This window comes from Paracoccus sp. 228 (assembly GCF_000967825.1).
GTDB lineage: Bacteria > Pseudomonadota > Alphaproteobacteria > Rhodobacterales > Rhodobacteraceae > Paracoccus > Paracoccus marcusii.
The window spans coordinates 562,589-586,809 of sequence record NZ_JYGY01000003.1; the positions used below are offsets into that span (position 1 = coordinate 562,589).

General features: G+C 69.1%; 26 protein-coding genes. 19 read left to right on the forward strand and 7 right to left on the reverse strand.

The genetic code is table 11. The annotated features are described in order from the left end of the window. The 7 genes from SY26_RS12375 to SY26_RS12405 are packed head-to-tail and all read left to right on the forward strand — an operon-like array spanning position 1 to position 8,132. Positions 1 to 2,085, forward strand: a complete 2,085-nt coding sequence (locus tag SY26_RS12375; protein ID WP_232303333.1) for a 3-hydroxyacyl-CoA dehydrogenase NAD-binding domain-containing protein — start codon at positions 1 to 3, stop codon at positions 2,083 to 2,085. After that, on the forward strand, positions 2,082 to 3,257 hold the full coding sequence (locus SY26_RS12380) for an acetyl-CoA C-acyltransferase (RefSeq protein ID WP_046000731.1): 1,176 nt from the start codon (positions 2,082 to 2,084) through the stop codon (positions 3,255 to 3,257). Before SY26_RS12375 ends, SY26_RS12380 begins: the two co-directional genes overlap by 4 nt. Next, the gene (locus SY26_RS12385; protein ID WP_046000732.1) at positions 3,257 to 4,438 is read left to right on the forward strand and encodes an acyl-CoA dehydrogenase family protein; all 1,182 of its coding nucleotides are present in this window, start codon (positions 3,257 to 3,259) and stop codon (positions 4,436 to 4,438) included. Before SY26_RS12380 ends, SY26_RS12385 begins: the two co-directional genes overlap by 1 nt. A 4-nt stretch (positions 4,439 to 4,442) precedes the next feature. Beyond that, on the forward strand, positions 4,443 to 5,441 hold the full coding sequence (locus SY26_RS12390; protein ID WP_046000733.1) for an acyl-CoA dehydrogenase family protein: 999 nt from the start codon (positions 4,443 to 4,445) through the stop codon (positions 5,439 to 5,441). Beyond that, complete coding sequence (locus tag SY26_RS12395) at positions 5,438 to 5,836, forward strand: PaaI family thioesterase (RefSeq protein ID WP_046000734.1); 399 nt, start codon at positions 5,438 to 5,440, stop codon at positions 5,834 to 5,836. The genes SY26_RS12390 and SY26_RS12395 overlap by 4 nt, the downstream gene beginning before the upstream one ends. Further along, positions 5,833 to 6,642 carry an oxepin-CoA hydrolase, alternative type gene (locus tag SY26_RS12400; RefSeq protein WP_046000735.1) on the forward strand — a complete coding sequence of 270 codons (810 nt, stop codon included), beginning with the start codon at positions 5,833 to 5,835 and terminating at the stop codon, positions 6,640 to 6,642. The genes SY26_RS12395 and SY26_RS12400 overlap by 4 nt, the downstream gene beginning before the upstream one ends. Beyond that, complete coding sequence (locus SY26_RS12405) at positions 6,639 to 8,132, forward strand: class I adenylate-forming enzyme family protein (RefSeq protein WP_046000736.1); 1,494 nt, start codon at positions 6,639 to 6,641, stop codon at positions 8,130 to 8,132. The genes SY26_RS12400 and SY26_RS12405 overlap by 4 nt, the downstream gene beginning before the upstream one ends. Here the strand turns inward: SY26_RS12405 and SY26_RS12410 are convergent. Beyond that, positions 8,129 to 8,884: a GntR family transcriptional regulator gene (locus SY26_RS12410; RefSeq protein WP_052714552.1), complete on the reverse strand. Its 756-nt coding sequence runs from the start codon at positions 8,882 to 8,884 to the stop codon at positions 8,129 to 8,131. The genes SY26_RS12405 and SY26_RS12410 overlap by 4 nt on opposite strands. A 196-nt stretch (positions 8,885 to 9,080) precedes the next feature. Between SY26_RS12410 and SY26_RS12415 the strand changes: the two genes are divergently transcribed. The 5 genes from SY26_RS12415 to SY26_RS12435 all read left to right on the forward strand — a co-directional run bounded on the left by SY26_RS12415 (position 9,081) and on the right by SY26_RS12435 (position 14,237). Beyond that, positions 9,081 to 10,277, forward strand: a complete 1,197-nt coding sequence (locus SY26_RS12415) for an MFS transporter (RefSeq protein WP_046000737.1) — start codon at positions 9,081 to 9,083, stop codon at positions 10,275 to 10,277. Position 10,278: 1 nt separating this feature from the next. Next, entirely contained in the window at positions 10,279 to 11,901 is a 1,623-nt protein-coding gene (locus tag SY26_RS12420) for a glycosyl transferase family 90 (RefSeq protein WP_046000738.1), read from the forward strand. A gap of 9 nt (positions 11,902 to 11,910) precedes the next feature. Continuing rightward, entirely contained in the window at positions 11,911 to 12,390 is a 480-nt protein-coding gene (locus tag SY26_RS12425) for an ureidoglycolate lyase (RefSeq protein WP_046000739.1), read from the forward strand. Then, a complete protein-coding gene (locus tag SY26_RS12430) occupies positions 12,387 to 13,016 on the forward strand; it encodes a ribonuclease HII (protein ID WP_046000740.1) in 630 nt (209 codons plus the stop codon). The genes SY26_RS12425 and SY26_RS12430 overlap by 4 nt, the downstream gene beginning before the upstream one ends. Before the next feature lie 90 nt (positions 13,017 to 13,106). Then, positions 13,107 to 14,237, forward strand: a complete 1,131-nt coding sequence (locus tag SY26_RS12435; protein ID WP_046000741.1) for a site-specific DNA-methyltransferase — start codon at positions 13,107 to 13,109, stop codon at positions 14,235 to 14,237. 90 nt (positions 14,238 to 14,327) lie between these two features. Here SY26_RS12435 and SY26_RS12440 read toward each other — a convergent pair whose 3' ends face one another. From SY26_RS12440 to mutY, 3 genes are all read right to left on the reverse strand, one after another. Beyond that, positions 14,328 to 14,789, reverse strand: coding sequence for a BLUF domain-containing protein (locus SY26_RS12440; protein WP_052714550.1), 462 nt, complete (start codon positions 14,787 to 14,789; stop codon positions 14,328 to 14,330). Positions 14,790 to 14,910: 121 nt separating this feature from the next. Continuing rightward, positions 14,911 to 16,041, reverse strand: coding sequence for an alkane 1-monooxygenase (locus SY26_RS12445; RefSeq protein WP_046000742.1), 1,131 nt, complete (start codon positions 16,039 to 16,041; stop codon positions 14,911 to 14,913). Between the two features lie 9 nt (positions 16,042 to 16,050). After that, the gene (mutY, locus tag SY26_RS12450) at positions 16,051 to 17,076 is read right to left on the reverse strand and encodes an A/G-specific adenine glycosylase (protein WP_046000743.1); all 1,026 of its coding nucleotides are present in this window, start codon (positions 17,074 to 17,076) and stop codon (positions 16,051 to 16,053) included. Between the two features lie 85 nt (positions 17,077 to 17,161). Here mutY and SY26_RS12455 point away from each other — a divergent pair, with 85 nt between their 5' ends. The 3 genes from SY26_RS12455 (at position 17,162) to mscL (ending at position 18,899) form a co-directional block, all read left to right on the forward strand. Further along, a complete protein-coding gene (locus SY26_RS12455; protein ID WP_046000744.1) occupies positions 17,162 to 17,686 on the forward strand; it encodes a DUF721 domain-containing protein in 525 nt (174 codons plus the stop codon). A gap of 30 nt (positions 17,687 to 17,716) precedes the next feature. Further along, a complete protein-coding gene (locus SY26_RS12460; RefSeq protein WP_052714547.1) occupies positions 17,717 to 18,340 on the forward strand; it encodes a DsbA family protein in 624 nt (207 codons plus the stop codon). Between the two features lie 115 nt (positions 18,341 to 18,455). Then, entirely contained in the window at positions 18,456 to 18,899 is a 444-nt protein-coding gene (mscL, locus tag SY26_RS12465) for a large conductance mechanosensitive channel protein MscL (RefSeq protein WP_045980951.1), read from the forward strand. Between the two features lie 3 nt (positions 18,900 to 18,902). Here the strand turns inward: mscL and ald are convergent, their stop codons facing one another. Then, positions 18,903 to 20,021, reverse strand: coding sequence for an alanine dehydrogenase (gene ald / locus SY26_RS12470; RefSeq protein WP_046000745.1), 1,119 nt, complete (start codon positions 20,019 to 20,021; stop codon positions 18,903 to 18,905). A 134-nt stretch (positions 20,022 to 20,155) separates the two neighbouring features. Between ald and SY26_RS12475 the strand changes: the two genes are divergently transcribed. Together SY26_RS12475 and SY26_RS21615 are read left to right on the forward strand one after the other, a co-directional pair. After that, a complete protein-coding gene (locus SY26_RS12475; RefSeq protein WP_046000877.1) occupies positions 20,156 to 20,617 on the forward strand; it encodes an Lrp/AsnC family transcriptional regulator in 462 nt (153 codons plus the stop codon). Positions 20,618 to 20,686: 69 nt separating this feature from the next. Beyond that, positions 20,687 to 21,469, forward strand: a complete 783-nt coding sequence (locus tag SY26_RS21615) for a hypothetical protein (protein ID WP_198143152.1) — start codon at positions 20,687 to 20,689, stop codon at positions 21,467 to 21,469. Positions 21,470 to 21,555: 86 nt separating this feature from the next. On the opposite strand, the gene rpsU is transcribed toward SY26_RS21615, so the two are convergent. Continuing rightward, positions 21,556 to 21,762 (reverse strand): 30S ribosomal protein S21, encoded by a 207-nt coding sequence (gene rpsU / locus SY26_RS20550; protein ID WP_081994671.1) that lies wholly within the window; start codon positions 21,760 to 21,762, stop codon positions 21,556 to 21,558. Between the two features lie 92 nt (positions 21,763 to 21,854). Between rpsU and SY26_RS12490 the strand changes: the two genes are divergently transcribed. Together SY26_RS12490 and SY26_RS12495 are read left to right on the forward strand one after the other, a co-directional pair. Next, positions 21,855 to 22,508, forward strand: a complete 654-nt coding sequence (locus SY26_RS12490) for a COQ9 family protein (protein ID WP_046000747.1) — start codon at positions 21,855 to 21,857, stop codon at positions 22,506 to 22,508. 10 nt (positions 22,509 to 22,518) lie between these two features. Then, complete coding sequence (locus tag SY26_RS12495; RefSeq protein WP_046000748.1) at positions 22,519 to 23,505, forward strand: NAD(P)H-quinone oxidoreductase; 987 nt, start codon at positions 22,519 to 22,521, stop codon at positions 23,503 to 23,505. On the opposite strand, the gene SY26_RS12500 is transcribed toward SY26_RS12495, so the two are convergent. Next, the gene (locus tag SY26_RS12500) at positions 23,502 to 24,137 is read right to left on the reverse strand and encodes a ribonuclease T2 (protein ID WP_046000749.1); all 636 of its coding nucleotides are present in this window, start codon (positions 24,135 to 24,137) and stop codon (positions 23,502 to 23,504) included. The two genes, SY26_RS12495 and SY26_RS12500, sit on opposite strands and share 4 nt — an antisense overlap. Between the last annotated feature and the right edge of the window lie 84 nt (positions 24,138 to 24,221).

Sequence of the window (24,221 nt, forward strand, 5' to 3'; positions counted from 1 at the left end):
ATGTCCGTATCCTATGCCCGCCAAGGCCGCATCGGCCTGATCACCATCGACAACCCGCCGGTCAACGCCACGGGCCATGCCGTGCGGCAGGGCCTGATGGACGCGGCGCGCGACTTTGCCGCGGACACAGGCGCAGACGCTGCCGTGATCCTGTGCGCCGGCCGCACCTGGGTCGCAGGTGCCGACATCTCGGAATTCGGCAAGCCTTCGCAGGCGCCGATCCTGCCCGACGTGATCGCCGCCATCGAGTCCCTGGACAAGCCCGTCGTCGCGGCGCTGCATGGCACCGCCCTGGGCGGCGGGCTGGAACTGGCCCTTGGGTGCCATGCGCGGATCGCGGCCCCCGGCACCCGCATGGGCCTGCCCGAGGTGACCCTGGGGCTGCTGCCCGGTGCGGGCGGCACGCAACGCCTGCCGCGCCTGATCGGCACCGCCGCCGCCCTGGACATCATCACCAGCGCCCGCCAGGTTCCCGCCGCGCAGGCGCTGGACTTGGGACTGATCGACGCGCTGTCGCAGGGCGATCTGACCGCGGACGCGATCGCGCTGGCCGAAACGCTGGCGGGCCAGCCGCCGCGCCGGACGCGCGATCTGCCCGCACCCGCCCCGGACCCGGATGCCGCGCAGGCGCTGAAGGCCGCCCTGGCGCGCAAGCTGCCCGGCCAGATCGCGCAGGCGACGGCGGTGGACGTGGTGACCGACGGCATGGCGCAGCCCTTCGACCAGGGTATGGCGATTGAGCGCGCGGGCTTTATGGCGCTGATGGACAGCCCGCAGCGCGCCGCACTGATCCATGCGTTCTTTTCCGAACGCGCCGTGGCCCATCTGCCGCAGATCAAGGGCGTGGCACCGCGCCCCCTGGACCGGATCGGCGTGATCGGCGGCGGCACGATGGGCGCGGGCATCGCGGTGTCCTGCCTGCTGGCCGGGCTGGACGTGACCCTGATCGAACGGGACGACCAAGCGACCGCCCGCGCGCAGGCGACGGTCGGCGACCTGCTGGCGGGGGCCGTCAGCCGCGGCAAGCTGGCCGCCGCGCGCCGGGATGCGATCCTGTCCGGGGCATTCCGCACCGACACGGATTACGCGGCCCTGGGTCAGGCCGACCTGATCGTCGAGGCGGTGTTCGAATCGATGGAGGTCAAGGAACAGGTCTTTGCCGCCATCGACCGCGTGGCAAAGCCCGATGCGGTGCTGGCGACCAACACGTCCTATCTGGACGTGGACCGCATCGCCGACGCGACGCGCCGCCCGCGCGACGTGATCGGCCTGCATTTCTTCTCTCCGGCCCATGTCATGCGCCTGCTGGAGGTCGTGGTCGCGGACCGCACCGCCCCCGAGGTCGTGGCCACGGGCTTTGCCTTGGCCAAGCGCCTTGGCAAGATCGCGGTCCGCGCGGGCGTCTGCGACGGTTTCATCGGCAACCGCATCCTGTCGCATTACCGCGCGGCGGTCGATGCGATGGTGCTGGACGGTGCGTCGCCCCAGCAGGTCGACCGCGCGCTGACCGATTTCGGGTTCGCCATGGGCCCCTATGCGGTCAGCGACCTGGCGGGCCTGGATATCGGCGCGATGACCCGCCAGCGCAAGGCGGTCGACCGCCATCCGCGCGACCGTGTTCCGGTCTTTGCCGACCGCCTGTACGAACAGGGCGATCTGGGCCGCAAGACGGGGCGCGGCTATTACGTCTATGCCGACGACAAGCCGCAGCCGAACCCGGACCTGCCCGCGATCCTGGACGCGGTGCGGTCCGATCTGGGCATCACGCCCCGCGATTTCGACGACGCCGAAATCGTCGCCCGCACCATGGCCGCAATGGTGAACGAGGCTGCCCGCACGGTGGCCGACGGCACCGCGCTGCGACCGCTGGACGTCGATGTGGTGATGCTGAACGGATACGGCTTTCCGCGCTGGCGGGGCGGGCCGATGCACTGGGCCGACGCCCACGGTCTGGACCGCATCCTGTCCGACATCCGCCGCTTTGCCGAAGACGACGACCATTTCTGGCAGCCCGCGCCGCTTCTGGCCGAACTGGTGGCCGACGGCCGCGGCTTTGCCGACCTGAACCAAGGAACATCCGCATGAAACAGCCCGTGATCGTCTCGACCGCCCGCACCGCCATCGGGCGCGCGAAACGCGGCGCCTTCAACCAGACCCACGGGGCCGTGCTGGCCGGCGCCACCGCCCGCGCCGTGGTCGAGCGTGCGGGCATCGACCCCGCGCTGATCGAGGACAGCCTCTGGGGCTGCGGCTATCCCGAGGCCGCGACGGGCGGCAACATTGCCCGCCAGGCGGTGATCCGCGCGGGCCTGCCCGACAGCATCGCGGGCGCCACGGTCAACCGCTTCTGCGCATCGGGCCTGCAGGCGCTAGCGCAGGGCGCGCAGATGGTCGCCCATGAGGGCGCGCGCGCCGTGCTGGTCGGCGGGGTCGAGAGCATCTCGATGGTCCAGCCGCCCGTGCGCCATTCGCGCGAGGCCTGGATCGAGGCGAACCGCCCCGACCTCTACATGACCATGATCGAGACCGCCGACATCGTGGCAGCCCGCTATGGCGTCAGCCGCGAGGCGCAGGACGCCTATGCCGTCGAATCCCAGGCCCGCACGGCCGCGGCGCAGGCTGCCGGGATCTTCGACGACGAGATCATCCCGATGACGGTCACCATGTCCGTCACCGACAAGGCGACCGGCGAGACCGCCGACCGCGAGGTCACCATCGCCGCCGACGAGGGCAACCGCCCCGGCACCACGCTGGAGGCGCTGGCCAAGCTGGAGCCGGTGCGCGGCGCGGGCCAGTTCATCACGGCGGGCAACGCGTCCCAGCTGTCCGACGGGGCCGCGGCGCTGCTGGTGATGGAGGCCGACCTGGCCGCATCGCTGAACCTGGAACCGCTTGGCGCCTTCCGCGGCTTTGCCGTCGCGGGCTGCGCGCCCGACGAGATGGGCATCGGCCCGGTCTTTGCCGTGCCGCGCCTGCTGGAGCGCCACGGGCTGACGGTCGATGACATCGACCTGTGGGAGCTGAACGAGGCCTTCGCCAGCCAGTGCCTCTATTGCCGCGACACGCTTGGCATCGACCCGGCAAAATACAACGTGAACGGCGGGGCCATTTCCATCGGCCATCCCTTCGGCATGACCGGCGCGCGCACCGCGGGCCATCTGCTGCGCGAAGGCCGCCGCCGGGGCGCCAAATGGGGCGTCGTGACCATGTGCGTGGGCGGTGGCCAGGGCGCCGCCGGACTTCTGGAGATCTTCTGATGGACATGAGCTTTACCCCCGAGGAAACCGCCTTCCGCGACGAGATCCGCGCTTTTCTGAAGGCCGAACTGGACCCCGCGCTGGCCCGCAAGGTGCGGCTCCATCACGACCTGACCAAGGCCGAGATGGAGGGCTGGCACGCCAAGCTGCAATCACGCGGCTGGCTGGCCGGGAACTGGCCCAAGGAGTTCGGCGGCGCGGGCTGGACCGCGATCCAGCGCCACATCTTCGAGGAGGAATCGGCCCGCGCGCACGCGCCGCGCATCGTGCCCTTCGGCATCGCCATGCTGGGGCCGGTCCTGCAGAAGTTTGGGTCCAAGGAACAGCAGGACTATTGGCTGCCCCGCATCCTGAACGGCGACGACTGGTGGTGCCAGGGCTATTCCGAGCCCGGCGCCGGATCGGACCTGGCCAGCCTGCGCTGCGAGGCCGTGCGCGACGGCGACCACTATGTCGTCAACGGGCAGAAGACCTGGACCACGCTTGGCCAGCACGCCAACATGATCTTCTGCCTGGTGCGCACCAATGCCACCGGCAAGAAGCAGGAGGGCATCAGCTTCCTGCTGATCGACATGGAGACGCCCGGCGTCACCGTGCGCCCCATCGTCCTGCTGGACGGCACGGCCGAGGTGAACGAGGTCTGGTTCGACAATGTCCGCGTGCCCGCCGCCAATCTGGTCGGCGAGGAGAACCAGGGCTGGACCTATGCGAAATACCTGCTGACGCATGAGCGCACGAACATCGCGGGCGTGGGCTTTGCCACCGCCGCGCTGGACAACCTGAAACGCGTGGCCAAGGCGCAGCGCCATCGCGGCCAGCCCCTGTCCGACGATCCGCTGTTCGCCGCCGAAATGGCGGGCGTCGAGATCGAGCTGATGGCCATGTCCACCACCAACCTGCGCATGCTGTCGGCGGCGGCCCAGGGCCAGGCACCCGGCATCGAGAGCAGCATGCTCAAGATCAAGGGCACCCAGATCCGCCAGCGGCTGGATGCGCTGACCCGGCGCGCCTATGGCGGGCAGGCGATGGCCCTGACGCTGGAGGGCAACGAAGGCCCCGAGGGCGCCGACGAGGCCCTGGCCGCCAGCGCCACCTGGCTGAACAACCGCAAGCTGTCGATCTATGGCGGCTCGAACGAGGTCCAGCGCAGCATCATCTCCGGCGCGCTGGCGAAAGGATAAGCCCATGGATTTTCAGCTTTCCGACGACCACCGCATGCTGCAGGACAGCCTGCGCGGCATCCTGGCCCGCCATTCCGGCGAGGCGCTGATGCCCGCGCTGCTGGAGGCCGGCGTCCCCCACGCCCTGCTGACCGAAGCCGAGGGCGGCTTCGACGGATCGGGCGCCGCCGTGGCGCTGATCTTCGAGGCCTTGGGCCGGGCGGGCGCGTCCCTGCCGCTGATCGGCACGATGATCGGGGCGGCGGCCCTGGCGCAGGCGGGCCAGCCTGCCGATGACGGGGCCACCATCGCCTTCGCTGATGCCGAACCCGGCACGCGTTACGACCGCGGCGTGGCGATCCGCGCGGAGGGCGACCGCCTGACCGGGCGCAAGACCATGGTGGCGGGGGCCGAAGGGGCGGCGGCAATCATCGTCACCACCGCCGATGCGCTGTGGCGGGTCGCGCCCGACGCGACGGGGCTGACGGTGCGCCCCTATCCGCTGATGGACGATCAGCGCGGCGCGGACCTGATCCTTGACGCCACCCCTGCCACGCGGCTTGGGGCCTTGGCCGATTTCGACGCGGTGCTGGCGCGGGGCGTTCTGGCCCATGCGGCCTATGCCTTGGGCACGCTGAGCGCAGCGGTCGATCTGACGCTGGACTATCTGCGCACCCGCAAGCAGTTCGGCCAGCCGCTGATCGCGTTCCAGGCCTTGGCGCATCGGGCCGCCGACCTGTCGGTCGAGGTCGAACAGGCGCGCTCCGCCGTCACCAATTTCGCGGGCCATCTGGATGCCGAGGCGCCCCTGCGCGACCGGCATCTGCAGGCCTGCAAGGTCACGCTTGGCCGGGTCGCACGGCTGGTGGCCGAGGAATCGGTGCAGCTGCATGGCGGCATTGGCATGACCGAGGAATACGCGCTTGGCGGCATGATCCGCCGCCTGCTGGCTGCCGACACGGCCATGGGGGACGCGGATTTCCATCTGGAGCGCTTTGCGCGCGGCGAGCCCGCCTTCGCATGACCGTGATCCACGGCGAAACCGGCACCCAGTCCCTGATCGGCTATGTCCTGGACGTGGGGGACAGGGCGGGGGCGGTCTGCTGGCTGGATCTGGACGACCGCCATCTGAACCGTCAGGGCATCCTGCATGGCGGGCTGGCCGCGACGCTGCTGGACAGCGCAATGGGCGCCGCGGGCAGCCTGACGGTCGATGCCACGGGCCGCCATCCCTTCACGACGCTGTCGCTGACGGTGAACTATCTGGCGCCGGGCCATCCGGGGCGCGTGACCGCCACGGGCCGCGTGACGGGCGGCGGGCGCGCGACCCTGTTCATCGAGGGCGCCTTGCGGCATGAGGACGGCACGCTGATCGCCACCGCGACCGGCGTCTTCCGCAAGACAAGGGCCGCCCCATGACCGACCTCACCAATCCGCATTGCGAAATCAGCGACCTGGGCGACCGCCTGGTGGTCGAGAACCGCAACGCCGCCCGCCGCAACGCGCTGACGCCCGATTTCTACAAGGGCCTGCACCGCGCGCTGGAGCTGGCGACCGACAACCCGCGCATCGGCGCCGTGCTGATCATGGGCGAGGGCGATTTCTTCTGCGCGGGCGGCGATCTGACCATGCTGATCAAGGCGCAGGAGATGTCCGAGGAGCAGCGCCGCGCCCGCATCGACGCGCTGAACGCCCTGATGCGCGCGGTCGTGGCCTGCCCCCGTCCGGTCATCGCCGTGGTCGAGGGGGGCGCTGCCGGTGCGGGCCTGTCGCTGGCTTTGGCCTGCGACATGATCGTGTCGGCCCGCGATGCGCGCTATACGGCGGCCTATGTGAATGCCGGGCTGGTGCCCGATGGCGGGCTGACCGCGGCGCTGACCGCCTGCCTGCCGCCGCAGATGGCCGCATCCATGGCCCTGACCGGCCAGCCCGTCGGCGCCGAACGCCTGCACGCCTTGGGTGTGATCCAGGAACTGACCGAGCCCGGAGAGGCCATCATGGCCGCCATGGCCCTGGCCGATCGCCTGGCCGCAGGGCCCGCAGAGGCCCAGGCCGCGATCAAGCATCTGCTGACCGGCGCCCGCGCCACCCTGCTGGAGGCGCAGCTGACCGCCGAACGCGACGCGATGGCCACGGCCCTTGCCTCGCGCGAGGCGGCCGAGGGCATTACCGCCTTCCTGGCCAAGCGCCCCCCCGATTTCCGCCGCCTTCGCGAGGATTCATGACCCGTATCCACCAGCTGTTCGACGCCGCCCGCGCGGCCCATCCTGACCGCCCGGCCCTGACCGACGGGACAGAACGCACCCTGACCTATGCCGCGCTGGACGATCTGGTCCGGCGGACGCAGGCGGATCTGGCGGCGATGGGCCTGCGCCCTGGCGACCGGCTGCTGGTGGTGGCCGAGAACGCGGCCCCGGTGCCGGTCCTGCTGCTGGCCGCCAGCCGCATGGACGCGGTGCTGGTGCCCGTGAACGCGCGCATGACCGCGCCGGAGCTGGCCAAGATCACGGCCCATACCGAACCGCGCCTGACCCTGTTCCTGTCCGATGTCAGCGAACCCGCGCGTGTCCATGCGGGCGATGCGCGCGCCGTCACGCTGGCCGGGGCGGCACTGCATGTGGCGGGGCCGTTCGACGCCGTGCCGGAGCAGGTCGAGCAGCAGGATGCGATGACGGCGGTGATCCTCTACACCACCGGCACGACGGGCACGCCCAAGGGGGTGATGCTGACCCATGGCAACCTGATCTTTGGCGGCGAAAGCTCGGCCCGGCTGCGGGGGATGCAGGCGGATGACGTCATCTGGGGCGTGCTGCCGCTGACGCATGTCTTCGGGCTGACCTCGATGCTTGCCGCGGGGCTGGCCACGGGCGCGCATATCCGGCTGGAGCCGCGCTTTTCCGCCGCGCAGACGCTGGCCGCGCTGCAATCGGACGTGACCGTCCTGCCCGCCGTTCCGCAGATGCACGCGGCCATCATGGCCGAGGCGCGGGCCCAGGGGCTGGAGCGTCTGGCCCGCCCCCTGCGCTATGTCAGCAGCGGCGCGGCGCCCCTGGACCCCGACTGGAAGCGGCGGGCCGAGGCGTTCTACGGCATCGCGCTGCAGAACGGCTATGGCATGACCGAGACGACGGCAGGCGTCACCGTCACGAACAACGCCATCGGCGACCCGGACCCCTCGGCGGGCCACCCGCTGCCGGGGGTCCAGATCGCGCTGGACGAGACCATCGGCCGCGAACCCGGCACCGGAGAGGTGCTGACGCGGGGTCCGCACATCATGCGCGGATATTTTCGCAATGCGGAGGGTACGGCGCAGGTGCTGCGGGACGGCTGGATGCGCACCGGCGATCTGGGCCGGATCGACGCGCAGGGGCGGCTGCACATCGTGGGCCGTTGCAAGGAGCTGATCATCCGCGGCGGCTTCAACGTCTATCCGCCCGAGGTCGAGGCCGCGCTGAACGATCATCCGGCCGTCCTGCAGACCGCCGTGATCGGCCGCGCGCGCGAGGGCGGGGACGAGGATATCTTGGCCTTCTGTCAGCTGATTTCGCCGGATGCGGTCACGGCCGATGCGCTGGCGGCCCATGCGGCGGCGCGGCTGTCGGCCTACAAGCGGCCCACGCGGATCATCCTGACGGGCGCGCTGCCCGCGGCGGCGACGGGCAAGGTGCTCAAGCACCGCCTTGTCGCGCATTTCGCGGACCTGTTGGGTCTTTAGTCGTCCAGCACCAGGCGGTGCATCGGCGGATAGAACTGGCGGGCAAACGACACAGGCAGCGAATCCAGCGTGTTGACCCGCTCGATCGTCATCACCGGCGTGCCCGGATCGATGGTCAGGTTCACCGCGCAGGATCCGCTGGCCCCTTCGGCCAGGATCGAAAAGCGGCTTTGTGTGACGGGCAGGCTGCGGGCCAGCCATTCCTGCGGCGGCTCATGCGCGAACAGGTGGAAATCGGGCAGGGCCAGCGCGCGGGGGTTCAGCCAGATCGCCTCGCAGCAATGCGGGCGGTCGTCGGCCAGATAGCGCGACTTGACCAGCAGCATCATGTCGTCGGCATCGACCTGCAGCGCCTGCATGGCGGCGGGGCTGGGGTTGCAGGGCAGGCATTCGGTCATCTGATAGGCATAGCGTGCGCCAAGCGATTCGATTTCGTCGCGCAGGACCGGCAGCGACAGGGTCGTGCGGCGGGACGTGGTGGCGGTCACGCGGGTGCCCACCTTGCGGCGGCGCTGAATGATGCCGCTGTCGGCCAGCTCACGCAGCGCACGGTTCACCGTGGCGCGCGCGCAGCCCATCTCGATCGAGAGCATCTGTTCGGTGGGGATCAGGCTGCCCGGCGGCCATTCGCCTGATCTGATCCGGCCCAGCACATCCGCGCGGATCGCCTGCCATGTGTTGAGTCGCCGCCGTTCGGCGTCGACGCCGGAAGAGCGGATCGTAACGGACGAACCTTGGGACAACTTGGCCATTTTGAAGAACTCGTGACATATACCTGTCCCGATTTGATAAATGATACGCACAAGAATGGAAGCTGTCCAATTCGCCATGCGACATCCCGGCTGGCCGCGGGCCGGGGAAAAACCCCGGGCGGACGGGCGCGCGACGCTTTCCTTTCGCAGGATGTCTGATAAATGCAGATCGTGCAAGCATGATGGCGGATTTTCGATGCGCTCGACCACCCATCCCTCGGTGACACCCGGACCCGCGACGCTGACATCCTGGGGCGTGCTGATGGCGATCAGCCTGTGCCATATGATCAACGACGTGATGCAGTCGATGCTGGCGGCCATCTATCCGCTGCTGCAGGTCGAATTCGACCTGTCCTATGCCCAGATCGGCGTGATGACGCTGGCCTTCCAGGTCACCGCGTCGCTGCTGCAGCCGCTGATCGGGATGGCCACCGACCGCCACCCGCAGCCGCGGTCGCTGCCCTTCGGCATGGCCTCGACGCTGTGCGGCGTGCTGATGCTGGGCATGGCCGAGGGCTATGCCTGGCTTTTGTCGGGGGCGATGCTGATCGGCATCGGATCGGCCGTGTTCCATCCCGAAAGCTCGCGCGTAGCGCGGATCGCGTCGGGGGGGCGGTTCGGCACCGCGCAGTCGCTGTTCCAGCTGGGCGGCAATGGCGGGCAGGCGCTGGGGCCGCTGCTGGCCGCGTTCATCGTGGTGCCGTTGGGCCGTCCGGCCGTGGCCTGGTTCGCGGTCGCCGCCGCCCTGGGCGCCGCGATCCTGTGGCAGGTCGGCAGCTGGGCCGAGGATCGGCGCCGCGCCAGCACCGCCACCCCCGACCGCACCCTGCGCCTGCCGCGCGCGACGGTGATCCGTGCCATCGCGGTGCTGGCGGTGCTGGTCTTCACCAAGAACATCTACAGCGCCTCGATGAGCAGCTATTTCACCTTCTTCACGATCGACAAGTTCGGCCTGTCGACCCAGGGCGCGCAGATCATGCTGTTCCTGTTCCTGGCGGGCATGGCGGCGGGCGTCATGCTGGGCGGGATCATCGGCGACAGGGTCGGGCCGCTGACGGTCATCTGGGTGTCGATCCTGGGCGCGCTGCCGCTGACGCTGGCGCTGCCGCATGTGGGGCTGGTGCCGACGGGCGTGCTGGCCGTGCTGATCGGGCTGGTGCTGGCATCGGCCTTTCCGGCCATCGTGGTCTTCGCGCAAGAGCTGGTGCCGGGCCGCACCGGCATGATCGCGGGGCTGTTCTTCGGCTTCTCGTTCGGCATGGGCGGGATCTCGGCCGCGGCTCTGGGCGTGCTGGCGGATGCGCAGGGGATCCGGTCGGTTTTCCTGCTGTGCTCGGTCCTGCCGGTGCTGGGGCTTCTGACGATCCTGCTGCCGCGCCGCAGCCTGGGCTGAGATGGGCCACCCGGTCGTCATCCATGTCGGCCCCGACGGCCCCATCGATGCGGCGCTGGCGCGGATGTTTCAGGCCAACGGCCATCGCGCGGTCTGCCATGACGGCGGGCGCCTGGCTGCGGACATCGTCTATGCGATGGGGCAGGGGACGCAGCCCCTGCGCGGCTGGCCCAACGCGCGGCTGATCACGGGGCTGTACCGCGACCGGCCCCATTGGCGCCCGACATTGCAGGCCTGGCGCTGCGTCGCCTTTCTGCGCGACCGTCTGCCCGACGCGCTGTTCCTGCTGACCATCCCGCCCCGCCATCGCTGGCCCGAAGGGATGCAGGTGCATCTGGACGCGACGCGCGCCCTGTTCGCGGACGACACGCGGCTGATCCTGCTGGACCTGACCGACAGCACCCCCGCGGACCTGGCCGCACGGTTGCGGCCGTTGCTGGCGCTGGACCGGGGGCTGCCCGACCACTGGCCCGACCGCTGGCCCGTCCCGGACCCCGTCGTGGACTTGCCGCCGACGCCAAAGGCACCGCCGGGCTGGGCGCAGGATGTCGCGCGCTTCTGTCTTGCGGGCCTGAACCCCGATGGGGCAGGCGGCGCGCAGGGGCTGTCGGGATTTGCCTGCCGATGGGACGGCACCCTGTCGGGCAGCGGCGCGGTGACCGACGCGGCGGGTGCGCCGCGGCAGTTCACCCTTCTGACGCTCCCCGGCCACCGCCCCCTGGCCCTGGCGCGCGAGGGGCGTCCCTTCAAGCTGATCCGGGCCGAGGGGGTGATCAACGACATCCTGGCGCTGGACCGCCGCGATCCGGTTTGGATCGACATGGAGGACAGTCGCTGGTTCGGCAGCTCCCAGGGCGCGCCCCTGGATCGTCCGGTCCTGTGCCACAACCGCCGGGCGGGGGCGGTGAACGCGGTCCTGTGGCCCCTGCCGGACCAGCACGCGATCGGCCTGCCGGGGTTCGATCCCGCCGCGCCCGACGACGACATCCCCTGGGACGACAAGCAGGACCGGCTGGTGTGGCGCGGCATGATCTCGGGGTCGGAAATGCGCGATGGGGTGAAGCCCGGTCCCGCCAGCCATGTCTGGCTGCAGCGGTTGGACCAAGCCGCCACCCCCGCGGATCGCGAGGCCGCATGGCAGGGCCTGTGCCGCACGAACCGAATGGCCTTTGTCCGCCGGTTCCACGATCATCCCGATTTCGATGTGGGAATCGTCATGGCGCACAGTTTCCGCCAGCACGCCGACGATCCGCTGATCGCGCCCTATTGCCGCCCGCGCATGGGGCCGCGCGACTTTCGTGCCTATCGCTATCAGCTGTGCCTGTCGGGGTATGACCACGGGTCGAACTTCATCTCGGGGCTGGATCAGAAGGGCGTGCTGCTGGCCGAGGATGACGGCTGGCAGGTGTTCTATTCGGGGCGCTTCCGGCCTTGGGAGCATTTCATCCCCGTCGCGCGCCACCTGACCGATCTGGAGGACAAGCTGGCCTGGGTCCGCGCCCATCCCGACGCCTGTCGCGCCATGTCGCGTGCCGCGCGCGCCGAGGCCGCGCATCTGCGCGACCCCGCCGCACGGGCGGACCTGATGCGTCTGATCCTCGACGGGCTGGCTGCGGCGCGCTAGAACACCGCCATGAGCACGATCCGCATCGAACCCCTGACCGCCGCCGCCTTCGCCCCCTTCGGCGAGGTGCTGACCCCGCGCGCAATGCCCGACCGCATGATCAATGCGGGCCGCTGCGAACGCCACCATGCCCTGGCCACCGTCGAACGCGGCGGCGGAGAGGCGATCATTTCCCTTTTTCGCAGCCAGGCCGTCAGCCTGCCCTATGACTGCACGCTGCTGGAACGGCACCCGCTTGGGTCGCAGGCGTTCATGCCGCTTGGCGACCAGCCCTGGCTGTCGGTGGTCGCGCCCGATGACGACGGCCGACCCGGCGCCCTGCGGGCGTTTCTGGTCCCGGCGCATACCGGCGTGAACCTGCATGCGGGAACCTGGCACGGCGTGCTGACGCCCTTGGACCAGCCGGCCGATTTCCTTGTCGTGGACCGCGAGGGGCCTGGCACGAACCTTGAGGAAGTGACCATCCCCGCGGTGCGGATCACCGCATGACCCCCGATTACAGCGTCGAGACCCTGGCCATGGCCGGGGGCGCGCGTCGCGTGGCGGGCGTGGACGAGGCCGGGCGTGGGCCGCTGGCCGGCCCCGTCACCGCAGCGGCTGTGGTGCTGGACCCGCAGAACATCCCTGACGGCCTGAACGACAGCAAGAAGCTGACCGCCGCGCAGCGCGACGCGCTGGCCGCTTGGATCATGGCGCATTGCGACTGGTCCGTGGCCCATGTCGATCCGGTCGAGATCGACGCCCTGAACATCCTGCGCGCCAGCCATGTCGCGATGTGCCGCGCCCTGGCCGGGCTGCGCCAGCCGCCCTGCCACGTTCTGATCGATGGCAACATGCTGCCCCGCGATCTGACCCTGCCTGCGCAGGCGGTGGTCAAGGGCGATGCGCGCTGCCTGTCGATCGCCGCGGCCTCGATCGTGGCCAAGGTGTTGCGCGACCGCATCATGGTGGATTTGGCGCAACAGCACCCCGGATATGGCTGGGACGTGAATGCCGGATACCCCACGCCGGGCCACAAACGCGCCCTGCTAGATCTGGGGATAACCCCACATCATAGGCGGTCGTTCAGGCCGGTCCACAACATCTTGTGTAAAGCCCCTTTGGTAAGTGACTGATTCGAAAAAGAAATTGACGGCGATTCGCATCTGAATCATCTTTGGGGACATACCAGACCGGCAAAAGTCGGCATTTCCCGAAGGCAGAGCATGACGAAAACCAAGGACCAGCGCGCGGATTCCGCGCGGCCATTACCGCTGAACCAGATTCTGGGCGGGGATTGCATCGAGATCATGAACAGCCTGCCCGCGGGCAGCGTGGACCTGATCTTTGCCGATCCGCCCTATAACTTGCAGTTGAAGGGCGACCTGCATCGCCCCGACAACAGCCTGGTCGATGCGGTGGACGATCACTGGGACCAGTTTTCCAGCTTTGCCGCCTATGACGCCTTCACCCGCGACTGGCTGGCCGCCGCCCGCCGCCTGCTGAAGCCGAACGGCGCGATCTGGGTGATCGGCAGCTATCACAACATCTTCCGCGTCGGCGCCGAACTGCAGAACCAGCAGTTCTGGATCATGAACGACGTGATCTGGCGCAAGTCGAACCCGATGCCGAACTTTCGCGGCAAGCGCCTGACCAACGCGCATGAGACGCTGATCTGGGCGGCAAAGTCGGAAAGCTCGAAATACACGTTCAACTACGAGGCGCTGAAGTCGCTGAACGAGGGCGTCCAGATGCGCAGCGATTGGGTGCTGCCGATCTGCAACGGCGGCGAGCGGCTGAAGGACGCGGCCGGCGACAAGGCCCATCCGACGCAAAAGCCGGAATCGCTGCTTCACCGGGTGATCCTGGGCACGACCAACCCCGGCGACGTGGTGCTGGACCCGTTCTTCGGCACCGGCACCACCGGTGCGGTCGCCAAGATGCTGGGCCGCGACTATATCGGGATCGAGCGCGAGGAGGCCTATCGCGAGGTCGCGGGCCGCCGCCTGTCGCGCGTCCGCCGGCTGGACGCCGACGCCATCGCCACCACCCGCGCCAAGCGCGCCGAGGTGCGTATCCCCTTCGGGCAGGTCATCGAACGCGGCATGCTGCGCCCCGGAGAGGAGTTGTTCTCGATCGGCAACCGCCACAAGGCCAAGGTCCGTGCCGATGGGTCACTGATCGGGAACGACGTCAAGGGATCGATCCACCAGGTCGGCGCCGCGCTGGAAGGCGCGCCCAGCTGCAACGGCTGGACCTATTGGCATTTCCGGCGCGAGGGCAAGATGATCCCGCTGGACATCCTGCGCCAGCAGATCCGCGCCGAGATGGAGGGCGACGCCCCCCGGCCCAACTGAGCTTCACCCTTCGCCCGTTCCCCCCGCGCCATGCGCGCGGCCGGAACCACCTTGCCCCGCCATGTTCGCATGGCGGGGAATTTTCATCCGTCAGCCGTTCATCGATCGCATGAAGGCCGCGATGCTTTCGGCGTCGTCCTGGTCGGACCCGGCACGGTCGCGCCGTTCGGCCAGCCATTCCAGCAGCGATGCGGCCTCGCGGTCGGAAAATCGCATCTCCCAATCGCTGAACAGGCGCTGTTGCAGCGGGCCCTGGTCCAGCACCGTGAAGTTCAGGTGGCGGTCATCCTCGCGCAGCACGTCGATCAGCCGGAACAGGCGAAAGCGCGGCCCCTCGACCCATTGGAAGAACAGCCCGTCCTCGTGGTGCAGGCATCCGGTCAGCCCCGCCGCCCGGTTGCGGTCGCGCGCATGATGCAGGATGCGTTCCAAGTCGTCGCGTTGCATGCCGGGACGGGCCACGCTGCGGTACAGAAGATAGCCCAGACTGTCGCCCGCGGCGAAGTGATAGGGCTGCGCATCGCTGTGCATCAGCATCGAATCGTCGTTCATTCCGGTCGGTCCCTGTTACGCCTTGGGACATTTTTCCATTTTGTGCACACAATGCAAGGTTGCGCCCGGAACAAGCTGCGCAGCCTTTTAGCGATATTTGCCGGCCCCTGCGGCAGGCGCGCTACAGCGCGTTGCGGGGCAGGGGCAGGGTGCCGCGGTTGTAGTCGGTCCAGTCGGTGATCTCTGGATAGAACTGGCGCCGCCAGGCGCGCACGCGGGGGTTCATGCGCCGCCGCCACAGCGGCGGGACCATCGCCAGCAGCGTCATCGCCGGATAGCCCATAGGCAGCTGCGGCGCCTCGTCCGCGCCATAGGTCTGCAGCAGCGGAAAGCGGCGGTCGGGCTTTGTGTGATGGTCGGAATGGCGCTGCAGGTTGATCAGCAGCCAGTTGGTCGCGGTGTGGCTGGCGTTCCAGCTGTGGCGCGGGCGGACGGGTTCATAGCGGCCGTCCCCCAGATGCTTGCGCGACAGCCCGTAATGTTCGACGTAATTCGTCAGCTCCAGCTGCCAGACGGCGATCAGCGCCTGGAACAGGAACAGCCCTAGCCCTGTCCAGCCCCCCACGGCCATGGCCAGCCCCAGCATCGCCCCCTGCAGCACGCCGTAACGCCAGAAGGGGTTGCGGCGGTCCCAAGGGCTGCGGCCCGCGCGGGCCAGAAACCGCGTCTCGGCCCGCCACGCGCTGCGGGGGCCGTCGATCAGGACGCGGGCGAAGAAGCGGTGAAAGCCTTCGTTGTAGCGGGCCGAGACGGCGTCGCGCGGGGTCGATACCCAGCTGTGATGCACCAGCAGGTGCTCGGTGCGGAAATGCGAATAAAGGACCGACGCCAGCAGCAGATCCCCCAGCCAGCGTTCGGCCGGCGTCTTCTGGTGCAGCAGCTCATGGGCATAGACGATGCCGACGCTGCCCGACATGACGCCGATGGCAAAGAACAGCCCAAGCGATTCCCACCCCGACAGGTGGTCCGTGCGCCCCGCAACCCACAGGCAGGCCAGGATCGTGGCCGCCTGCAGCGGAAACCAGATCAGCGTCACGGCGCGGTGCCAGAACAGCTGGTCGGTGGCGGTGTCCGGGTCGGGATTGGCCTCGTTCAGGCCCAGCACGCGGTCCAGTACCGTGGTCAGGTACCAGGCATAGACCGGCACGATCAGCCACCACATCCCGCCCCCCCAGGCCGCCAGCGCGACCAGGGGGATCAGGGCGACGGACAGCCAGAAGGGCGCCGCGGCGGGCAGGGGGGCATGGCTCATGCCGCGATGCTACCCCTGAAGATGCGGCTGCGCCATATCCCAGGCCTTGCGCATCAGCCCCGGCAGGGCGTCGCGGTCGATCTGCCGCAGGGGGACCAGTTCCCCGCGCGTGGGATTGCCGGTCAGATCGCCCAGCAGCACGGTCAGATCCAGCGTGAAATGCGTGAAGACATGGCGCACGGCGCCCAGGTCGCGCCAGTCGGCGGGGCCAGGCGGGGGCATGTCGCGCCCATCCCATTGGGCCGACGGAAAGGCCAGCGTGCCGCCCAGCAGCCCCTTGGGCGGGCGGTGTTCTAGCACAAGCGCATCGCCCTGGCGCGCCAGCCAGACCACGCCCTGACGCGTGGGCTTGGCGGCCTTGGGGGTCTTGCGGGGCAGTTCTGCCGCGATCCCCTGGGCGCGGGCGTCGCACTGGGCCTGGACGGGGCAGATGACGCAGGCGGGGCTGCGGGGCGTGCAGATGGTCGCGCCCAGGTCCATCATCGCCTGCGCGTAATCACCCGGGCGGGACTGCGGTGTCAGCCTGTCGGCCAGCGCCACCAGTTCCTGTTTGGCGCGGGGCAGGGGTGTCTGGACCGCGAACAGTCGCGACACCACGCGTTCGACATTGCCGTCCACCACGGTTTCCACCCGGTCGAAGGCGATCGAGGCGATCGCGGCCGATGTATAAGCCCCGATCCCCGGCAGCGCGGACAACCCGTCGCGCGTGTCGGGAAAGCCGCCCCGCGCCGCCACCGCACGGGCGCAGGCCAGCAGGTTTCGGGCGCGGGCGTAGTATCCCAACCCCGCCCATTCGGCCATCACCTGCGCGTCATCGGCCGCCGCAAGGTCCTGGACCGTCGGCCACAGCGCAGTGAACCGCAGGAAATACGCCTTGACCGCCGCGACGGTGGTCTGCTGCAGCATCACCTCGGACAGCCAGACGCGATAGGGGTCGGCAGGGCCGCCGCCGGGGGGCACCCGCCAGGGCAGGCTGCGGGCATGGCGGTCGTACCAGTCCAGCAGGTCGGGGGCGATCACCTTGCTTTCACGCAATTATGTGGGCCTTTGCAAAAGGGCGCGCTTTCATCCGGGGGGATGGCTGGCTAAGAATGGCCGGGTGATAGCAGCAAAGGCGCCCATGGCCCACCCGTCCGACGCCCCAAAGACCCGGATCCGTCGTCGCAGCCGCGGCTTTCAGGCGGCGGCCACCCTGCTGGCCGACCGCGTCCAGAAGGCGGCCGAGGGGCGGGGATTCGCGGTCACCCGCCTGCTGACCAACTGGGCCGAGATCGCGGGCCCGCAGCTGGCCCCCGTTACCCGTCCGGTCCGCATCAGCCACGCCCGCACGGGCTTTGGCGCCACGCTGACGCTGCTGACCACCGGCCCCATGGCGCCCATGGTCGAGATGCAGCTGCCCCGGCTGCGCGACCGCGTCAATGCCTGCTACGGCTACAACGCCGTCAGCCGCATCACCCTGACGCAGACCGCCGCAACTGGCTTTGCCGAAGGGCAGGCGGCCTTTTCCCATGCGCCCCGCTCGGACCGCGCGCCCGATCCCGCGATCGTGGCGCAGGCCCGGGGGGTGGGGCAGCAGTTTTCCGATCCGACCCTTGCCCAGGCCATGGCGCAACTGGCGATGAACGTCGCCAGCCGCCGGACCTGACATGACATGCACGACCTGAAAGGACTTTCCATGTTTCTGCGATTTGCCGCAACCGCCGTCGCGATGACCCTGGCCGCCCCCGCCTTTGCACAGGACGCCGCCGCGACCCCCGAAACCCTGCCCGACATCGCCCAGGGCGCCGAGGACGCGCCCCTGACGATCGTCGAATACGCCAGCTTCACCTGCGGGCATTGCGCGAATTTCCACGCCAACGTCTATCCGCAGCTCAAGGCGGAATACATCGACACCGGCAAGGTCCGCTTCGTCCAGCGCGACGTCTATTTCGACCAGCCGGGCCTGTGGGCCGGGATCCTGGCGCGCTGCGGCGGCGACGACAAGTTCTTCCCCGTGTCCGGGATGCTGTTCGACGAGCAGGAACAGTGGCTGGCCGGCGGTTCGGGCGACGAGATCGCGACGAACCTGCGCCGCATCGGCCTGAAGGCCGGGATGACCGAGGAACAGATGACCGCCTGCTGGGAGGATACCGCCAAGGTCGAACAGCTGATCGCCACGTTCCAGACGAACGCCACCGCCGACGAGGTCGAGGCCACCCCGACCTTCATCATCGGCGGAGAGAAGGTGTCGAACCAGCCCTGGGACAGCATGAAGGAAATCATCGACACCAAGCTGGCCGAGGCCGCCCCGGCCCAGTGACGCATCGCCCCGCAGGGCCCCGCGCGGGCCCTGCACGCACGCGATTGATTTTCGTCCGGCATGGTCGCAGGATCGGCGGGCGCGGAATTGACGCGCAGCACGGGGACAGTGTGTCATGATTCAGGAATTCAAGACTTTCATCGCCCGCGGCAACGTCATCGACCTTGCCGTGGGCATCATCATCGGCGCGGCCTTCACGGGCATCGTCAATTCGCTGGTCGTCGACCTGATCAACCCGATCCTGGGGTTGATGACCGGCGGGATCGATTTCACCGACAAGTACGTCGTCCTGTCCGGCAACGTGGCCGACGGGGCCAGCCTGGCCGCCGCCCGCGATTCCGGGGCGGCGATCTTTGCCTATGGCGCCTTCGCGATGGCGGTGCTGAACTTCCTGATCGTGGCCTGGGCGGTGTTCCTGCTGGTCAAGGGCGTGAACCGCCTGCAGCGCGCCGCGATGCGCAAGGAGGAGGCCAAGGAGACCCCCCCGGCCGGCCCCACCCAGGAAGAGCTGCTGGCGCAGATCCGCGACCTGCTGGCCGACCGCGCCAGCCCCGCCTGACGCCTACAGCCCCAGCACCGATGCCGGGGTGACGGCGTCCAGGCCCAGGGCCTCGCCCACCGGGGGCGAGGTCAGCTGGCCCTCGTGGACCGACAGCCCGGCGCGCAGATGCGCGTCATCGGTCAGCGCGCGGCGCCAGCCCTTGTCGGCCAGGGCCAGCAGATGCGGCATGGTCACGTTGCCAAGCGCCTGCGTGCTGGTGCGGGCCACCGCGCCCGGCATGTTCGCCACGCAGTAATGCACGATCCCGTCGACGTCATAGATGGGGTCCTGGTGCGTGGTGGCGCGCGACGTCTCGAAGCAACCGCCCTGATCGATCGCCACGTCGACCAGAACCGCGCCCTGCGGCATGGTCGACAGCTGGTCGTGGCTGATCAGCTTGGGCGCGGCGGCGCCGGGGATCAGGACCGCGCCGATCACCATGTCGGCCGTGCGGATCGCCTCGGCCGTGGCCGCGGCGCTGGCGAACTGGGTGGTCAGGCGGCCCATGAAGATGTCGTCAAGATAGGACAGGCGCGGCACCGACCGGTCCATGACCGTCACGTTGGCCCCCATGCCGACCGCCACGCGCGCCGCCGCGGTGCCCACCACGCCGCCGCCGATCACCACGACATTCGCAGGCCGCACGCCGGGCACGCCGCCCATCAGCATGCCGCGGCCGCCATTGGCCTTTTGCAGCGCCCATGCGCCGACCTGCGGGGCCAGGCGACCGGCGACTTCGGACATCGGTGCCAGCAGGGGCAGGCCGCCGCGTGCGTCGGTGACCGTCTCATAGGCGATGGCGGTCACACCGCTGTCCAGCAGGTCGCGGGTCTGGTCCGGATCGGGCGCCAGGTGCAGATAGGTGAACAGGATCTGGCCGCGGGCCAGCATCTTGCGTTCGGCGGCCTGCGGCTCCTTGACCTTGATGATCAGTTCGGCCTCGGCGAACACCGTCGCCGCGTCGGGGGCGATCGTGGCGCCGGCATTGACGTAATCCTGGTCCGCGAACCCCGCGCCCAGGCCCGCGCCGGACTGGACCAGCACGTCATGGCCGCGCAGCACGGCCTCGGCGGCGGCGGCGGGGGTCAGGCCGACGCGGAATTCCTGCGGCTTGATTTCGGTGGGGCATCCGATCTTCATGGTCTCTCCTCCCAGAGCTGTGGTCCGATGATGCCCCGTCCGGCCCGCAAGGTGCTGCGAACATTCCCCCGATAGACGGATAATCGACGAAGAAACCGCTGGCATTGGGACCGGTCTTCGAAGATTCTGCCGGCATGGCCGATCTTGACGCAATAGACCGACGAATCCTGTCCCTGCTTCAGACCGAGGGACGAATCAGCAATGCCGAGCTGGCGCTACGGGTGCATCTGTCCCCGTCCGCCTGCCACAGGCGCGTTCAGCGGCTGGAGGAGGCCGGTGTCATCTCGGGCTATGTCGCGCTTCTGGATGCGCGCGCCCTGCGCCGCCAGACGACGGTCTTCGTCGAGATCACCCTGTCGGGTCAGGCGGACGAGGTCCTGGACGCCTTCGAACGCGGCGTGCGCACCATCCCGGACGTGCTGGAATGCCACCTGATGGCAGGCACGGCCGACTATCTGCTGAAGATCGTGGTCGAGGATACCGACGATTTCGCCCGCATCCACCGTCAGCACCTGTCTCGCCTGCCGGGGGTTGCCCAGATGCATTCCAGCTTTGCCCTGCGCACGGTGTTCCGGACGACCGCGATTCCCGTCTGATCGGCGGTCAGGGAACCCTGCGGGCCCGGATGCGCGTTATGCCGCCAGAGAGACAACAGGAGACGCACGATGCTAAAGACTCCGTTCAAGGCCCTGCTGGTCGGCGGCCAGATCGCCGCAGCCAGCCTGATGGCCACGACCGCGATCGCACAGACCACCGTGATCGAGACCCCCGAATCGACCGTCATCGTCCCCGATGACGCGCTGGAGGAATCGCCGTCCGGCGGCTTCGTCTCGGAGAGCGATTATCCGCGGCTGGAAAGCCTGGAGAATTATGAAGCCATCGCCGACACCCTGTCCGACCAAGGCTATTCCGACATCTACATCCAGCGCGAGGGACCCATCCTGACGGTGACCGCACAGCGCGCCGGCGTGCCGACCGAGCTGGTCTACAGCACCGCCAACGGGCGGCTGGTGTCGGTGAACGGTGTAGAGACGCGTGCCGATCCCGAGACATCCTCGGCAGGCGATGATTCCGGCGCGGCGCCCGTCGGCACGGCAGGCGCCGTGGACGGCGGCGCGACCGATGACGGATCGACCGAAAATGGCGCCACGGATGACGGTGCCGGTGATGACGGCATGGATGGCGGGGCCGGTGATGACGGTGCCGCGGATGGCGGGGCCGGTGATGACGGTGCCGCGGATGGCGGGACCGGTGATGACGGTGCCGCGGATGGCGGTTCGGACGATGGCGCCGATGGCGGCACATCCGACGGCGGCGCGTCTGATGGCGGCACGGACGGTGGATCCGACGGCGGTGATTCGGATGGCGGTTCGGACGGTGGTTCCGACGGCGGATCGGACAGCGGTTCCGATGGTGGTTCCGACGGCGGTTCGGACAGCAACGGCTGATCGCGTCCCGGATCGACCCAGCACGAAAGAAAACCCCCGCGGCATGGCGCCGCGGGGGTTTTCAAATGACACAAGATCGCGTCGTCTTACAGCGCGCCTTCGCGCTGTGCCTTCTTACGGGCCAGCTTGCGGGCGCGGCGAACGGCCTCGGCCTTTTCACGGGCTTTCTTGACCGACGGCTTCTCGAAATGCTGCTTGAGCTTCATTTCGCGGAAGACACCTTCGCGCTGAAGTTTCTTCTTCAGAGCACGGAGCGCCTGTTCGACGTTGTTGTCGCGAACATTGACCTGCATGTGGTTGTCACCACCTTCCTAGGTTAGAGTTGATAGATTGCAGGAAGCGTCCCCCTAACAGGGGCGGGCGCAAATGTCCAGACGAGGTATGCATGACCAACACCGACCGAGACGCGCTGCTGGATGCCGCATTGGTCCATGTCCCCTTCGAGGGGATGAACGAGCGGGCGCTGGCCGCCGGTGCGCGCGACATCGGCATGGATGCGGCCCTGATCCGGGTGCATTTCCCGCAGGGCGGCGCCGGATTGGCCGCCGCCTATCACCGCCGTGCCGACCGGGCGCTGCGCGAGGCCTTGGCCGCCACCCCGCTGGAGGGGCGGTTCCGCGACCGCGTGGCCCAGGCCCTGTGGCAGCGGCTGGAACTGTCGGACCCCGAACTGGTCCGCGCCGGGGCCGCGACGCTGGCGTTGCCGCAGAATGCGGCTCTGGCCGCGCGGCTGGTCTGGGAGACGGCGGACGTGATCTGGACCGCCCTGGGCGATCGGTCGCAGGACGTGAACTGGTATTCGAAACGCGCGACGCTGACGGCCGTGATCTCGGCCACGGTGCTGTTCTGGCTGGGCGACGAGTCCGAGGGCCGCGCCGACACCCGCGCCTTCATCGACCGCCGCATCGACGGCGTGATGTCGGTCGAAACCGTCAAGGCGCGCCTGCGCAGCCTGCCCGGCGCATCCAGACTGGCCGATGCCGCCCTGGGCTGGATCCGTGCGCCCCGCGACCGGGCGCTGCCCGGCAAGACCCGATAAGGACGACCCCATGTTTCCCGACCAGATGACCGCCATCGAGATCGCAGGCCCCGGCGCCGCCGATCAGCTGCGCGCCACGACCCGGCCCGTGCCGGTGCCCTGCCATGACCAGATCCTGATCAAGATCGCCTATGCCGGCGTGAACCGTCCCGACGTGCTGCAGCGATCGGGCAGCTATGCCCCGCCGCCGGGCGCGTCCGACCTGCCCGGGCTGGAGGCCTCGGGCGAGATCGTGGGCCTTGGCGCGGGTGTCACGCGCTGGCGCAAGGGCGAACAGGTCTGCGCCCTGCTGCCCGGCGGCGGATATGCGGAATACGTGGTGTGCCACGCCGATCACGCGCTGCGCATCCCCAAGGGCCTGTCGCTGCGCGACGGGGCGTGCCTGCCCGAAACCGCCTTCACCGTCTGGTCGAACGTCGTCCAGCGCGGTGGGCTGACCGGGGGCGACCGCTTTCTGGTCCATGGCGGAACCTCCGGCATCGGCATGATGGCCATCCAGATCGCCCACGCCCTGGGCGCGCGCGTCTTTGCCACCGCGGGCAGCGACGACAAATGCGCGGCCATCACCGCGCTTGGCGCCACCGCCATCAACTATCGCAGCCAGGATTTCACCAAGGTGCTGGCCGAGGCGGGTGGTGCGGACCTGATCCTGGACATGGTCGGGGGCAGCTACATCCCCCGCAACATCAAGACGCTGGCCCAGGACGGGCGGCTGGTGATGATCGCCTTTCTGGAAGGCCCCAAGGTCGAGCTGAACTTTGCCCAGATCATGGTGAACCGCCTGACGATCACCGGGTCCACCCTGCGCCCGCAATCCGACGTCGCAAAGGCCGAGATCGCCGACCAGATCCGCAAGCGGTTGTGGCCGATGATCGCCGCCGGGTCGGTCGCCGTCACCATCGACAGCGAGTTCGTGCTGGCCGACGCGGCCGACGCCCATCGCCGGATGGAAAGCAGCGACCATATCGGCAAGATCGTCCTGAAGGTCGCGGGCTAGCGCACGGCCTCGATCAGCAGGCGGGGCGCGTCGCAGTCGCGGCGCGCGTCGGGCGCACAGGTCCGGGGTTCCAGGCCGCGGGTCAGGCAGATCCGCACCTCGGTCAGGGCGCCGTCGCGGCAGGCGATGGTGACGCCCTCGGCATCCAGGTCAGGGTTGGCCTCCAGGAAGGCCTCCTCGATCACCGCGGGCGGGGCCGCGACGTCGCGGGCCAGATCGTCCAGCACCGGCGGGATGACGATGGTTCCTGCCGCCTGCCGGGTCGCGTCGTAATAGCCCGCGGCAGACAGCCCGCTGCAGCGGCCGTGCTTTTTCCACTGGTACCACGCCAGCCCGCCGGACCCCATCACGTCGGCCATCGCGGCGCTTTCGCGGCGCGACGGATCGCGTTCGGGCGTCGTGCAGTCCTGCGGCCAGCCGCGTTCGTATTGCGGCCAAAGTCCGTGGACCGAAAAGTCGCGTGCCGTGCCCTCGCGGCATTCGGGGGCGTCGCGGTCGTCGCCCGTCGTGCTGCACCAGGTCGGCTGCCAGGACAGCGCCAGCACGTAATAATCGAACCGCCCCGCGACGTCGCGGGCGGCAAGGGGCAGGGGGGTCAGCAGGACCGCGAGGGTAAGGAACAGGATGCGCATCCTGCGACAATAGCGACGCCCGCGCCGGCATGCACCGGCAAACGTGCGAATCCTCTTTTCCCCGGCCTTCGGAATCGGTATATG

Coding starts and splice junctions, on each gene's coding strand:
- SY26_RS12375 (WP_232303333.1), top strand. CDS start 1: ATGTCCGTATCCTATGCCCGCCAAGGCCGCATCGGCCTGATCACCATC.
- SY26_RS12380 (WP_046000731.1), top strand. CDS start 2,082: ATGAAACAGCCCGTGATCGTCTCGACCGCCCGCACCGCCATCGGGCGC.
- SY26_RS12385 (WP_046000732.1), top strand. CDS start 3,257: ATGGACATGAGCTTTACCCCCGAGGAAACCGCCTTCCGCGACGAGATC.
- SY26_RS12390 (WP_046000733.1), top strand. CDS start 4,443: ATGGATTTTCAGCTTTCCGACGACCACCGCATGCTGCAGGACAGCCTG.
- SY26_RS12395 (WP_046000734.1), top strand. CDS start 5,438: ATGACCGTGATCCACGGCGAAACCGGCACCCAGTCCCTGATCGGCTAT.
- SY26_RS12400 (WP_046000735.1), top strand. CDS start 5,833: ATGACCGACCTCACCAATCCGCATTGCGAAATCAGCGACCTGGGCGAC.
- SY26_RS12405 (WP_046000736.1), top strand. CDS start 6,639: ATGACCCGTATCCACCAGCTGTTCGACGCCGCCCGCGCGGCCCATCCT.
- SY26_RS12410 (WP_052714552.1), bottom strand. CDS start 8,884: ATGGCCAAGTTGTCCCAAGGTTCGTCCGTTACGATCCGCTCTTCCGGC.
- SY26_RS12415 (WP_046000737.1), top strand. CDS start 9,081: ATGCGCTCGACCACCCATCCCTCGGTGACACCCGGACCCGCGACGCTG.
- SY26_RS12420 (WP_046000738.1), top strand. CDS start 10,279: ATGGGCCACCCGGTCGTCATCCATGTCGGCCCCGACGGCCCCATCGAT.
- SY26_RS12425 (WP_046000739.1), top strand. CDS start 11,911: ATGAGCACGATCCGCATCGAACCCCTGACCGCCGCCGCCTTCGCCCCC.
- SY26_RS12430 (WP_046000740.1), top strand. CDS start 12,387: ATGACCCCCGATTACAGCGTCGAGACCCTGGCCATGGCCGGGGGCGCG.
- SY26_RS12435 (WP_046000741.1), top strand. CDS start 13,107: ATGACGAAAACCAAGGACCAGCGCGCGGATTCCGCGCGGCCATTACCG.
- SY26_RS12440 (WP_052714550.1), bottom strand. CDS start 14,789: ATGAACGACGATTCGATGCTGATGCACAGCGATGCGCAGCCCTATCAC.
- SY26_RS12445 (WP_046000742.1), bottom strand. CDS start 16,041: ATGAGCCATGCCCCCCTGCCCGCCGCGGCGCCCTTCTGGCTGTCCGTC.
- SY26_RS12455 (WP_046000744.1), top strand. CDS start 17,162: ATGGCCCACCCGTCCGACGCCCCAAAGACCCGGATCCGTCGTCGCAGC.
- SY26_RS12460 (WP_052714547.1), top strand. CDS start 17,717: ATGTTTCTGCGATTTGCCGCAACCGCCGTCGCGATGACCCTGGCCGCC.
- mscL (WP_045980951.1), top strand. CDS start 18,456: ATGATTCAGGAATTCAAGACTTTCATCGCCCGCGGCAACGTCATCGAC.
- ald (WP_046000745.1), bottom strand. CDS start 20,021: ATGAAGATCGGATGCCCCACCGAAATCAAGCCGCAGGAATTCCGCGTC.
- SY26_RS12475 (WP_046000877.1), top strand. CDS start 20,156: ATGGCCGATCTTGACGCAATAGACCGACGAATCCTGTCCCTGCTTCAG.
- SY26_RS21615 (WP_198143152.1), top strand. CDS start 20,687: ATGCTAAAGACTCCGTTCAAGGCCCTGCTGGTCGGCGGCCAGATCGCC.
- rpsU (WP_081994671.1), bottom strand. CDS start 21,762: ATGCAGGTCAATGTTCGCGACAACAACGTCGAACAGGCGCTCCGTGCT.
- SY26_RS12490 (WP_046000747.1), top strand. CDS start 21,855: ATGACCAACACCGACCGAGACGCGCTGCTGGATGCCGCATTGGTCCAT.
- SY26_RS12495 (WP_046000748.1), top strand. CDS start 22,519: ATGTTTCCCGACCAGATGACCGCCATCGAGATCGCAGGCCCCGGCGCC.
- SY26_RS12500 (WP_046000749.1), bottom strand. CDS start 24,137: ATGCGCATCCTGTTCCTTACCCTCGCGGTCCTGCTGACCCCCCTGCCC.